Source organism: Gelidibacter sediminis, from assembly GCF_004364975.1.
In the GTDB taxonomy this organism is placed as follows: domain Bacteria; phylum Bacteroidota; class Bacteroidia; order Flavobacteriales; family Flavobacteriaceae; genus Gelidibacter; species Gelidibacter sediminis.
On the sequence record NZ_SOBW01000007.1, the window covers coordinates 1,162,570 to 1,175,317 of the forward strand.

Here is a 12,748-nt window from a genome sequence, read left to right on the forward strand (position 1 = left end):
GTATAAAAATGTAACCTTCTATGGGAGGTGTGATAAAAACAGTTCAATGAAAAAAGGAGTACTACTCGTAAATCTGGGATCGCCAGATAGTCCAACACCAGAAGATGTAAAGCCTTATTTAAGTGAGTTTTTAATGGACGAACGCGTCATTGATGTACCACTTTGGGCACGCACGCTAATTGTAAAAGGCATTATTTTAAATACAAGGCCTAAAGCATCTGCGGAAGCATATAAAAAGATATGGTGGGACGAAGGCTCCCCACTCATTGTGATATCCGAACGTCTACAAAAGAAAATTCAGAAGCTAACTGACTTGCCTGTGGCTTTAGGTATGCGTTACGGAAGTATGACCATTAAAAAAGGCCTTCAAGAATTGGTCGATAAGGGTGTGGAGGAAGTGTTTTTAATGCCACTGTATCCACAATTTGCCATGGCCACCACTGAAACCATCTTGGTATTGGCTGAAGAACTTCGAAAAGAACATTTTCCAAACCTTAAAATTACCGATTTAAAAGCATTCTACAATCGTGAAGATTATATTGATGTGCTTTCAAATTCTATTGCCAGACACTTAAAGGATAACCCTTACGAGCAATTACTGTTTTCATATCATGGCGTTCCAGAGCGGCACATCCGTAAACGCGACATTACAAAATCGCATTGTAAAATTGATAAGAGTTGCTGTATTACACCATCACCAGCACACGAATTTTGCTATCGTCATCAATGTTTGGAAGTCACCCGTTTGGTGGCTGAAAAATTAAATTTGGCGCCAGGTACGTATTCAAGTTCTTTCCAATCACGGTTAGGATTTGATCCGTGGTTGCAACCTCCTACAGATTTAACTATTGAGCGTTTTGGAAAACAAGGTGTCAAGAAAATGGCGGTTGTTACTCCCGCATTTGTGAGTGATTGCCTTGAAACCTTAGAAGAGATTGCCATGGAAGGTGAAGAAATCTTCCACGAAACGGGCGGCAAGGAATTTACTACGGTACCCTGTTTAAATGATGATGACGAATTTGTGGCGCTCTTGGCAAATTGGATCAACGACTGGGCCAGGTCTGAAACAGCTACCGCATAATGGCAACCACCTCCTCACAGGATTTGGGCACCAAGCCCATTAGCAAGCTTATTATTAAGCAAGCGTTACCAGCGTCTATTGGCATTTTAGTGATGTCATTAAATATTCTGGTAGATACCATTTTTGTGGGGAACTGGATAGGATCTACTGCCATTGCAGCGATAAATGTAGTATTGCCAGTATCTTTCTTTATTGCGGCTCTGGGGATGGCTATTGGTATTGGAGGGTCTTCCATTATTTCTAGGGCGCTTGGTGCTGATCAGCGACAGAAAGCACTTAAAACATTAGGCAATCAGATAACTTTAACTTTGCTGTTGACCTTAACAATGGTGACTATCGGACTATTGTTTGCCGATGCCATTATTAGTTCTTTTGGAGGTAAGGGGGACATCTTTGAACCTGCAAAAATCTATTATGAAATTGTGCTTTACGGCGTGCCTGTTTTGGCCCTTTGTATGATGGCAAATACTGTAATTCGTGCAGAAGGAAAACCGAAATTTGCCATGTATGCCATGATGATTCCATCGGTAAGTAACTTGCTCATGGATTACATATTCATTTACATATTAGATTTTGGAATGGCAGGTGCTGCTTGGGCTACAACCCTATCTTATGTGTTTTGTTTCCTATTTATTCTATGGTTTTATGGGTCTGATAGATCAGAATTAAAATTAAGTTTTTCGCATCTGGGATTAAATGTTCCTATTGTAAGAGAAATTACATCTCTCGGTTTTGTAACCTTAGCACGACAAGCTGTGGTAAGCATCACCTATTTGTTTATGAATAATATCCTTTTTGATTTGGGTGGTGAAACCTCAGTTACTTCTTATGCCATTGCGGGGCGTATGTTAATGTTTGCGATGTTCCCTGTGTTGGGCGTTACCCAAGGGTTTTTGCCTATTGCAGGGTTTAATTATGGCGCTCAAAACTATCATCGCGTAAGGGAAACGCTCAATATTGCCATTAAATATGCCGCTATTTTGGCGTCCATAGTTTTTATCATCCTAATGTTATTTCCTGAACAAATTACGCGAATGTTTACTTCAGATGCTGATGTGTTGCGTCAGGCGCCGAATGACATGCGGTGGGTATTTGCCGCAACACCCATTATTGCCTGGCAATTAATTGGCGCGGCATACTTTCAGGCCATAGGAAAAGCCAGGCCGGCGTTGTTGTTAACTCTGTCTAGGCAAGGTTTTTTCTTTATTCCACTCATTTTAATTTTGCCACAGTTTTACGGCGAATTTGGTGTTTGGATCTCATTCCCCATTTCAGATGTATTAGCCACCATTGTGACGGCGTATTTTCTAAATCGCGAGGTTAAGAAGAACTTAATTCCTAAAGATGTTTAAATAATTAGTAGCCTATGGAATACTATAACTATATAAAATCCTTACATCTGATCTTTGTGATCACATGGTTTGCTGGTCTTTTTTACATTCCGAGATTATTCGTATATCAAATTGAAGCTTCCCATAAACCATCGCCAGACAAGGAAATTTTGGGCGAACAGTTAAGATTAATGGCAAAGCGCTTATGGAATATCATTACATGGCCTTCTGCTATTCTTGCCACAATTTTCGCAATTTGGTTGATTATTTTAATGCCTGCATGGTTGCAACAAGGGTGGATGCACGTGAAATTAGTGTTTGTTGTTTTACTAATTATATATCACTTAAAAACCCATCAATATTTCAATCAACTACAGCGCGGCATAGTGACAAAGACTTCTAATTTTATGCGACTCTGGAATGAAGGAGCGACGTTTATTCTCTTTGCTGTGGTATTTTTGGTGATTCTTAAAAATTCAATCAATTGGATTTTTGGAGTGATTGGCATTTTTGTATTGGCAGTTTTATTGATGTTGGGATTTAAGATTTACAAAAACATCAGGAACCGGAATCCTAATGCTTAATCTTTAATTATAATCGATAACTGATTTTAAGGTTATAAGTTTTGCATTTTTGGCACCGCTGATTTTGGAGTGATTATTGCTATATTTATCCTGCTACAATTTTTTAAATGAAACTCAGACGACTTTCCTTACGCGTACGTATCTTTTTTGCAATGATTTTGTTGGTGCTAATCGCTTCAGTTCTTATTGCGGCGGTTACGATCTATCAATATAATGAGGAGGCCCGAGATTATCATCGCGATCGGTTAGAACGCAAGGAAGAAAATATTAAACGCCATATAGATTTTGTGATTAGAGAAACCTCTTGGGAAGTTATAACTGAAAAAGTTCCCTTGATTTTTAAAGATGAGATTTACAAAATTGCAGATATTCACCAATTGCAAATTAATTTGTTTGATCTTGAGGGTGGACTTATTAAATCGTCTAAGTCGAGCATTGAAGGCGATACCATATCAAAATGTTTACACGCTGACATTTTAAATGGACTTTCCAATACGGCAGAACACCGTTACGTAGAAAAAACAACGCTCAACAATCAAACATTTCAATCATCCTATACCTATATAACCGATAAGAAATTCAAGCCCATAGCGATCTTAAATCTGCCTTATTTGGAAAATGATGAGTTCCTGAATAAGGAATTGAGAGAGTTTTTAGAGCGTTTGAGTTATGCCTACTTGGTCATGCTGGGTCTGGCAATATTGTTGGCTTATTTCCTTTCAAAATACATTACAAAATCTCTTAAAACCATTAGTGATAAAATAAATGCGACGCGCTTGGATAAGCAAAATAAGCGGATTGAAATTGAATCGTCAAGTGAAGAGATTGCCACTTTAGTCAATTCTTACAACAGCATGATTGATCAACTGCAAGAAAGTGCTGTAAAATTGGCAACGTCAGAACGTGAACAGGCATGGCGAGAAATGGCAAAACAAGTGGCGCATGAAATCAAAAATCCACTCACACCAATGCGTTTAAGTGTACAAAGTTTCCAGCGTAAATTTGATCCGCAAGACCCTGAAATCCACCATAAAGTAGAGGAGTATAGCCAAACACTCATTCAGCAAATTGATACTATGAGTTCAATAGCATCGGCGTTTTCAAATTTTGCCAAAATGCCGGCGCAACAAAATGAAACCTTAAACGTGGTGCATATTGTCAAGTTGGCCCTAGATATTTTTAGCGAAGATTATATCGTTTTTATAGCTGACGAAAAAGAAATTATAGCCCAATTGGACCGTACCCAATTGATACGGGTGGTCACCAACTTGGTTAAAAACGCGACCCAAGCAATTGTAGAAGACAAAGATCCTAAAGTAGTTGTGAGTGTAATATCTGAGGATAATTTGGTAAAGATATCTGTAGCTGATAATGGTAAAGGGATCTCCGAAAGTAATATTTCTAGAATATTTGAGCCTAAGTTTACGACAAAATCTAGCGGCATGGGACTTGGTTTGGCTATGGTTAAAAATATAGTGGAAACCTATAAAGGCACAATTTCATTTACGTCTCAGCAAGGAAAGGGAACTACTTTTACGGTAACGTTTCCAAAACAATAAACCTGAAAAAACGCGAGGTTCTTATGAATATTTCTTAATTTTCAAGCGCTGAGTCTGTCTCTTTAACTTCATAAATAACAATACATTACAATAACACTCATTATGTCTTACGAAAACATTCTATCCAACACTAAAGACGGGATCACAACCATCACAATTAACCGTCCAAACAAGTTAAATGCCTTAAACAAGGCCACCATAAATGAGCTTAACCAAGCTTTTAAAGTTGCAAATAAGGATAAAAAAACGAAGGTGATCATCATTACAGGAAGTGGTGAAAAAGCTTTTGTGGCAGGCGCTGATATTAGCGAATTTGCCGATTTTGATGTCGAAAACGGCGGAAAACTAGCAGCTAAAGGTCAAGAATTGCTATTTGATTATGTCGAGAATTTATCCACACCAGTTATTGCAGCGGTTAATGGATTTGCGCTCGGCGGCGGACTTGAATTGGCAATGGCCTGTCATTTTAGAGTGGCCAGCGATAATGCCAAAATGGGCTTACCAGAAACCTCATTAGGAGTTATTCCAGGATATGGAGGTACTCAGCGTTTGCCGCAATTGGTGGGTAAAGGTCGCGCTATGGAAATGGTGATGACGGCAGGTATGATTGATGCCGAGACCGCTAAGGCTTACGGATTGGTAAATCACGTCACCACTCAGGAGGAGCTTATGCCACTATGCGAGAAGATTGCAGGCAAGATCATGCGTAATTCTACAGTGGCCATTAAAGGCGCTATAAAAGCGATTAACGCTAATTATAAAGATGGTGTTGATGGTTATAAAGTAGAAATCAAACAATTTGGAAAATGTTTTGGTACCGAAGATTTTACGGAAGGCACTACCGCATTTCTAGAAAAGCGTAAGGCTGAGTTTACGGGGAAATAGAACACGGAGCCCGCAGATGACTGATATACGCGAATTTATTTTAGATAAAATAATAACATTTACTAGGATTTCAGGTTCTATAGAATCATCTATTAAAATAAAAAATAGGCATCACCTGTCCCGCAGACTAAGACGGGTCAGTGTTCAATAAGAAAACTAAAAGCCAGGTCACGTAGATGGGGCTGATTTTCTCTAATCATTGAGATGTATAAAAATAAAAAAATGCGAACTATATAATAGTTCGCATTTTTCATTAAAGAAAGTCTTAATACTCACTTCTAAAGCAAAGCGGTTTTAATTCTATTTATAATTTTCCACCAACAATTGTCAATTCGTCAACAATATGTTTAGCGTTAGAATATTTGTCAATTAACCAAAGTACGTAACGGATATCAACATTGATGGTACGTTGTAGGTTGCTGTCAAAAATAACATCACCAGCCATCGCTTCAATGTTGCCATCAAAAGCTAAACCAATCAATTCGCCTTTACCGTTGATTACTGGAGATCCTGAATTACCACCGGTAATATCATTATCAGAAAGGAAGTTTACTGAAAGCTCACCTTTTTCATTGGCGTAACGTCCGTAATCCTTCTTTTCATAAATGTCTAACATGTCTTGTGGCAAATCAAACTCATCGTCATTTGGAACATATTTAGCAACCATCCCTTTTAATGTGGTGTAGTTGTTTACTGCTGCATCATTTCTTTTATCAGCAGGTAATGCTCTAACCTTTCCGTAGCTTAAACGCAACGTAGAGTTAGCGTCAGGATATTGAATGTTGCTCAATTTAGACTCACGTAATCCAGCAACCAATTTTCTGAAAGCCGCTTGAAAATTGTTCTCAGGTTTCACCAAATGCTCTGGTTGCTCTCTGTATTTTGCTAATAATTCTCCAGATAATTTGTACAATTGATCACTTTCTAATTTTGAAAGATCAGGATTTTCTAAGAACGCCTGTACATTTTCTTTAGAAGAGAAGATGCTTGCATCAAAAGCAGAATCAACAAAAGCTGTAAAATCATTAGTGTTTTTATCAGCGATTTCTTTAACCATCACAGGAAGTGGATAGTTTGTTTTTGTCGCATATAAATTTAATTGTTTTGCAAGGATTTCTTTCTCTAAAGGCAAATGGAAATCTTTATACGATGCGTCAATAAAAGGCTGTAATCTAGAAAGCATGTTTTCACGTGCAGCTTCATTAGATTCTGCGTATTGTTTTAAAGCACTACCAATTCTTGATGGTAACACCGCAAACTTGCTACCACGTAACATTCCTGTTAAATAGTTGTCATGTTGCGCCTTGTCATTAGTCAATTTATAGTAAGCATTGATATCAGAAATTACATTACCATATTTAGCCTTGTTTTCTTTTTTATTGGCCCATTTATTAAAAGCGTCTTCAACTTTGGTCTTGGTGGCCACTGTTTTATGATCTGTTAAAGCAGTAATCATTCCGCCTCGGTTTTTCCAATAGTTAGCGATGCTTGCGTAAGAAGAAGCGTACATTAAGTTGATAGCTTCATCACTATCCATATACTTTTTCATTACGTCCATGCTCAATTTAGACCCTTCAACCCAAGCAGGATATGCAAACTTTACGTTTTGCTCAACGCCTTGTGCGGGCATCCAACGGTTGGTTCTTCCTGGGTAGCCCAAGATCATTGCAAAATCATTTTCCTTTACGCCATCAAGACTTACAGGAAGGTGGTATTTTGATTTTAAAGGTACATTTTCCGTAGAATATTCTGCAGGATTTCCATCTTTATCAGCGTAAACTCTGAATAGAGCAAAGTCGCCCGTATGTCTTGGCCACTCCCAGTTATCCGTGTCACCACCATATTTTCCAATACTTTCTGGAGGTGTTCCAACTAAACGGACATCTTTGTAATCTTCATAAACAAAGTAGTAGAATTCATTGCCTTGGTAGAAAGAACGTACAGAAACGGTATATTTTCCGCCTTCATTATTTTCTTGCTCAATTTTAGCAATTTCTCTGTTAATGGCAGCTTCGCGATCTTTTTCAGACATGGTAGCATCAACTTGTGATAAAATACGCTTAGAAACATCATCCATTCTTACAAAAAATCTAACAAATAAGCTTTCTGGCTTTAACTCCGCATCTAAGGATTTTGCCCAGTAACCATTTTTAAGATGATTTCTGTCTGCAGTTGATAATTCAGCAATAGCATTATAACCACAATGGTGATTGGTTAATACCAAACCACTATCAGACACAATACTAGCAGTACAACCACCATTAAATTGAACAATAGCATCCTTTAAGCTGCGGTTATTAACGCTGTAAATTTCTTCAGCGGTCAGTTGAAGTCCCATTTTCTGCATATCTCTATGGTTAAGACGCTCAATATGCATCAAAAACCACATGCCTTCATCAGCCTTAATTGCCAATGAAAAGGTCATCATAAAAATGGTGAGGGAGAGCAATAATTTTTTCATGTTATTAAAATATTTTGTGAGGGCTAAAATTATTGAATTTTTGGGGGTTTATGTAAGATTGTCTATGTTAAAAGGATGTTATTTTTTAACAGGAGGCTTTCTTTGTAATCGATTCATCCTGAGTTGTTAATGGTTCTTTCTACAAATTGTAGCCATCACCAGCATAGGTGTCTTGCTATCTTTAAGGTCTCATCTAGGCATTAACAATCATCGAAAACTCATAAAAATGGACCCTAATCCTACCATAAAAGGTCGCGGAGCACAAATTAACGTCCCCAATAAATTCTTCCAATTAAGTCATGAAATGCGCGATGATTTTTTGGAATATTGCGCGAAGGAAGGGGAGGACGCTGATAAAAATAGAACGCTCTATTTGGAAGTGTTTCCAAAGACCATTGTCAACAAAGTGGACAGTCCTGATGTGGGAATGGGTTATTCCATGAATATGTACCAAGGATGTGAACACGGTTGTATTTATTGTTATGCAAGGAATAGCCATGAATTTTGGGGATATAGTGCCGGGCTCGACTTTGAACGTCGGATTTTGGTTAAGAAAGATGCGCCAAAATTGTTGGAACAGTTTATAAAAAGGAAAAGTTGGCAAGCGTTTCCTATTGTGATGTCTGGAAATACGGATTGTTACCAACCTGCCGAACAGGAATTCAAGCTCACGCGTCAATGTTTGGAAGTCTTTTTAAAGTACAAACATCCAGTCGGTATCATTACAAAAAACGCGTTAATACTGAGAGATCTTGATCTTCTCAAACAACTTGCTAAAGACAATCTAATTGCGGTGAACCTGTCCATTACCTCACTTTCAGAAGAGACTCGACGTGTCTTGGAACCAAGAACGGCGAGCATCAAAAAGCGATTGGAAACTGTAAAGATTTTATCGGATAATGGGATTCCAGTTAATGTGATGATGGCGCCCATTATTCCCTCTATCAATAGTCATGAAGTGTTGGCATTGGCCAAAAAAGTTTCAGAAATGGGTGCTTTGAGTATGGGGCATACCATCGTGCGACTCAACGGCGTTATTGGAGAAATCTTTACAGATTGGATTAAAAAAACCATGCCTGATCGCGCCGAGAAAGTGTTGCATCAAATTGAAAGTTGCCACGGTGGCAATTTGAACGATTCACGTTACGGAACGCGCATGAGAGGTGAAGGTGAAATAGCCAAACAAATCAACGACATGGTGAAACTTGCCAAGCTTAAATATTTTAAAGGGAAATCTATGCCTACACTTAATACAGACCTCCATGAGGTGTTTAAGGATGGGCAATTGAAATTGTTTTAATTATTTTAATCCATCCCATTCTGCATAAAACTGCTCCAGAAAATGTTCCATAAAACGGTGTCTTTCCGTAGCAATTTGTCGGCCGGTTTCAGTGTTCATTTTATCCTTTAAAAGCAATAATTTTTCGTAAAAATGATTAATAGTAGGAGCGTTTGATGCTTTATATTCCTCTTTAGACATTGATAAGTTAGGCTTGATCTTCGGATCATATAACGCGCGATTTTTAAATCCGCCATAATTGAAGGTTCTGGCAATGCCAATGGCGCCTAAGGCATCTAACCGGTCTGCGTCCTGAATGACATCAAGCTCGGGCGATCTGAATTTTTGAAGTTCATTTCCTCCTTTAAAAGAGATGTTTTCTATGATGTTTACCACATGATCAATGACCGCTGCTTCCACATTTATCTCCTTTAAAAACACACGGGCTACTTTCGGCCCAACCGTTTCATCACCATTATGGAATTTACTATCAGCAATATCGTGGAGTAGCGCTCCAAGTTGTACCACAAACACATCAACCTCTTCCGTTTTGGCTATCAGCAATGCATTGTTCAATACTCTTTGAATATGAAACCAATCGTGTCCGCCTTCTGCGTTTTCGAGTTGTGATTTTACGAATGCGATAGTTTGTTCAATTTGATTTTGTTTGATTTTCATGTGGGATAGGAGAACGCTGATGATGCGGATTTTTTATGATTGACGCAGATTCTTTTAAATTATTGATATGAGATACTTTGGATAAGCATTAGATAATGGATGAGTTGAAACTCGTATGTTTCGCAAAGTAACCCATCTGATTTAATTTCTATAATCGGCAGTTTTTGAATGCTTATAACTGTTTGTCAATTAGCATTTCAGAGAATTAAAAAATCACTTAAAATCAGCTCAATCCGCGTCATCTGTGTTCTATAATATATCTAAAATTTATTCGAAAATATTTTCCTTTTTATTTGAGGCGTTTTCCCAAAATTCAGCAGCAATCCGATTTCAATATCTGTAGCTTTGAGATAGTTTATAAGTTGAAATTCATGCTCTTCACACAGAGATTCGGCAGCTTTAATTTCAATAATTACGGCTTCCGAAACAATTAGATCAGCATAATATTCGCCAACTATTTGGTGCTTGTAATGGACATTGATTTGTTTTTGTCTTTCTACAAAAAGACCCAAACTTTTTAATTCAATGAACATTGCTTTTTCATACACTTTCTCCAAAAAACCATAGCCTAATTGATTATATACATTGTAGAAACCTTTCAAAATGAGATCTGTAGTTTCTGAATGTTTATAATTATCCATTAATAAGCCATACTAGGAAAATCAGTTAAAATCTGCTAAATCTGTGTTATCAGCGTTCCATACTACTTAAGAGTCGCCGGTTCTACCCACTTAAACTGATACGAGTTTTCTGGAATTTTCATACGGTCGGCCAAACGCTTCATACGGTCTGGAAGTTTCATGAGATAATCTCTTGCTTTTTCAGCATCATCAGATAAGTTTTTGATGTTGCCTATTTCCCAACGTTTGATTAATTTTTCCAAAATGTCTATATAATCTGCCGAAGTGTACACACCAATACGCTGAGCCGTATTAGAGAACTCTTCAAAAGCAGTGCCTATTTGGTTTCCTGATTCTCTCAAGAAATGCGCAGGCATAGTGATTTTTTGCTTCATCATGGTTTGAAAAGCCATCATCATCTGATTTGGATCTACCTCAAAGATGCGTTCTACAAATTCTGAATAAGCATGGTGATGACGCATTTCATCTCCAGCAATAATATTACACATCTTAAAGAGTGACTTATTCCCTTTTTCTTTGGCTAATTTCGCCACACGATTGTGGGAGACATATGTCGCCAATTCTTGAAAACTAGTATATATAAAGTTTTTGTAAGGATCTCTATCGGTACCAATATCAAAACCATCAGCGATGAGATGCTGTGTGGTTTTTTCAATTTCTTTCATGTTGACGCGACCTGATAAATATAAGTATTTATTAAGCACATCACCATGTCTGTTTTCTTCAGAAGTCCAGTGTCGTACCCATTTGCCCCACGGATTACGTTCTACCTGGTTCACACCTTCCACATCCATTAACCATGATTCATAGGTAGGTAAGGCTTCTTCAGTGATCATATCTCCAACTAAAACGACCCAAAAATCGTAAGGTAATTCTTTAGATAATTCACGGATTTCCTTTACCTCTTCAAAAAAATTATCTCCTTCTGAATTCGGTAAAAAATCAGTTGGCTGCCAAATTTGTTCAACTGGTATTAAATATTTTTGGATAAGTGATTCGACGTCTTTTTCCAGATGTTGCATCACTTCTAATCTTACATTCTTTAAAGACATAATAGTGTAATTTAGGGATGAATATTCGAAGAAATCGTCTGTTCAACAGTCCTGATTAATTCTTCCTTATTTACAAAGGTAGCAATTTTAAGAGGTTGGTGTACCGTGAATTTTAAATGATTTCCTATGCCCATAGGAAATTTGCCGTAACGTAACATTTTCCAAGAATTATTAATACTTATTGGAACAATGGTAGCCGAAGGTGCTTTTTTGATTAAAATTTCCAATCCTTTTGTTTGAAAAGGTTTTGGAACTCCTGTCTTGCTTCTTGTGCCTTCAGGAAAAATTACTGCTGCCCGTTTGGTGTTTTCAATATATTCTCCAAATTTCATAATGGCCGGCAGAGCTTGTCTGGGGTTTTTGCGATCAATGAGAACTGAACCACCATGACGCAGGTTGTAAGAAACACTTGGAATGCCTTTGCCAAGCTCTTGTTTAGCGATAAATTTAGGATGGTGCTTGCGCATGTACCACATAATGGGAGAAATGTCGTACATACTTTGGTGATTGGCCACAATAATGAGCGGCTCATCAGTTGGAATATCATAAGGATTGGTAAAGGTAAATCGGGTACCCAATACATTAAGACAGCGCATTAAAAAGAACTGCAACCAATCTACACTTATCTTATGTGCCTTGTAGCCAAACACATTAAAGCAAATCCATTGGATGGGATGAAACACCACAAGGGTGAGTCCAAAACACATAAGATACAAAACCGTAAGGGGGTAAGCTAATATTTTTCGCATCCTACAAAATTAATAAAAAGTCTGGCTACAAACCTACTAATAAATGGCTATGCACGTATTGTTTTTACATTGCAGTTGTTGCGGTGGCATAACCATAGCACAGTCAGACATGAGGCCACATTCGGTATTCATGGTTTTTTCAAACTGATTGTAGGCTGCAACTAATTTTGTAAGTTTGAGTGTATCAATAGACGTGGAGTACACTAAATAGCTCCATGGGCCACCGCACGGTTTACTGCCTAGGGCGAGACTTCGGCATTCAAACTCTTCACTACAAACAGAAGTATCTGCCAGGTTTTGAATGGTTAGTTTCATCTCGTTTAGTGTCTGACGCTTTTCATCACAGTTTAAATTGTCCTGATGGTCACATCTAGTAGCACTTAGAACTAGAAAAAGGGAACTAATAAGAAATATCAATAGCGTTTTCATGTGTAGATCTTTTAAGAGA

The 12,748-nt window shown here is 37.8% G+C and carries 12 protein-coding genes; 6 read left to right on the top strand and 6 right to left on the bottom strand.

The window, feature by feature from the left end; translation table 11 throughout:
* Positions 1-46: 46 nt before the first annotated feature.
* The 5 genes from hemH (at position 47) to BXY82_RS04995 (ending at position 5,440) form a co-directional block, all read left to right on the top strand.
* On the top strand, positions 47-1,081 hold the full coding sequence (gene hemH, locus BXY82_RS04975; RefSeq protein WP_133757058.1) for a ferrochelatase: 1,035 nt from the start codon (positions 47-49) through the stop codon (positions 1,079-1,081).
* Positions 1,081-2,433: an MATE family efflux transporter gene (locus tag BXY82_RS04980; protein WP_133757059.1), complete on the top strand. Its 1,353-nt coding sequence runs from the start codon at positions 1,081-1,083 to the stop codon at positions 2,431-2,433. Before hemH ends, BXY82_RS04980 begins: the two co-directional genes overlap by 1 nt.
* A 14-nt stretch (positions 2,434-2,447) precedes the next feature.
* Positions 2,448-2,996, top strand: a complete 549-nt coding sequence (locus BXY82_RS04985; protein WP_133757060.1) for a CopD family protein — start codon at positions 2,448-2,450, stop codon at positions 2,994-2,996.
* 107 nt (positions 2,997-3,103) lie between these two features.
* Complete coding sequence (locus BXY82_RS04990; RefSeq protein ID WP_133757061.1) at positions 3,104-4,555, top strand: ATP-binding protein; 1,452 nt, start codon at positions 3,104-3,106, stop codon at positions 4,553-4,555.
* A gap of 102 nt (positions 4,556-4,657) precedes the next feature.
* The gene (locus tag BXY82_RS04995; protein ID WP_133757062.1) at positions 4,658-5,440 is read left to right on the top strand and encodes an enoyl-CoA hydratase/isomerase family protein; all 783 of its coding nucleotides are present in this window, start codon (positions 4,658-4,660) and stop codon (positions 5,438-5,440) included.
* 304 nt (positions 5,441-5,744) lie between these two features.
* Here the strand turns inward: BXY82_RS04995 and BXY82_RS05000 are convergent, their stop codons facing one another.
* A complete protein-coding gene (locus tag BXY82_RS05000; protein ID WP_133757063.1) occupies positions 5,745-7,901 on the bottom strand; it encodes a S46 family peptidase in 2,157 nt (718 codons plus the stop codon).
* Positions 7,902-8,127: 226 nt separating this feature from the next.
* On the opposite strand from BXY82_RS05000, the gene BXY82_RS05005 reads away from it, so the two are divergent.
* Positions 8,128-9,201, top strand: coding sequence for a PA0069 family radical SAM protein (locus tag BXY82_RS05005; protein WP_133757064.1), 1,074 nt, complete (start codon positions 8,128-8,130; stop codon positions 9,199-9,201).
* Here the strand turns inward: BXY82_RS05005 and BXY82_RS05010 are convergent, their stop codons facing one another.
* The 5 genes from BXY82_RS05010 to BXY82_RS05030 all read right to left on the bottom strand — a co-directional run bounded on the left by BXY82_RS05010 (position 9,202) and on the right by BXY82_RS05030 (position 12,729).
* Positions 9,202-9,858 (bottom strand): HD domain-containing protein, encoded by a 657-nt coding sequence (locus tag BXY82_RS05010; RefSeq protein ID WP_133757065.1) that lies wholly within the window; start codon positions 9,856-9,858, stop codon positions 9,202-9,204. It abuts the gene before it with no gap.
* 260 nt (positions 9,859-10,118) lie between these two features.
* On the bottom strand, positions 10,119-10,499 hold the full coding sequence (locus tag BXY82_RS05015; RefSeq protein WP_133757066.1) for a GxxExxY protein: 381 nt from the start codon (positions 10,497-10,499) through the stop codon (positions 10,119-10,121).
* Positions 10,500-10,561: 62 nt separating this feature from the next.
* Complete coding sequence (locus tag BXY82_RS05020) at positions 10,562-11,551, bottom strand: acyl-ACP desaturase (protein WP_133757067.1); 990 nt, start codon at positions 11,549-11,551, stop codon at positions 10,562-10,564.
* Between the two features lie 11 nt (positions 11,552-11,562).
* Positions 11,563-12,300: a lysophospholipid acyltransferase family protein gene (locus tag BXY82_RS05025; RefSeq protein ID WP_133757068.1), complete on the bottom strand. Its 738-nt coding sequence runs from the start codon at positions 12,298-12,300 to the stop codon at positions 11,563-11,565.
* A 36-nt stretch (positions 12,301-12,336) separates the two neighbouring features.
* Positions 12,337-12,729, bottom strand: coding sequence for a hypothetical protein (locus BXY82_RS05030; protein WP_166643249.1), 393 nt, complete (start codon positions 12,727-12,729; stop codon positions 12,337-12,339).
* Between the last annotated feature and the right edge of the window lie 19 nt (positions 12,730-12,748).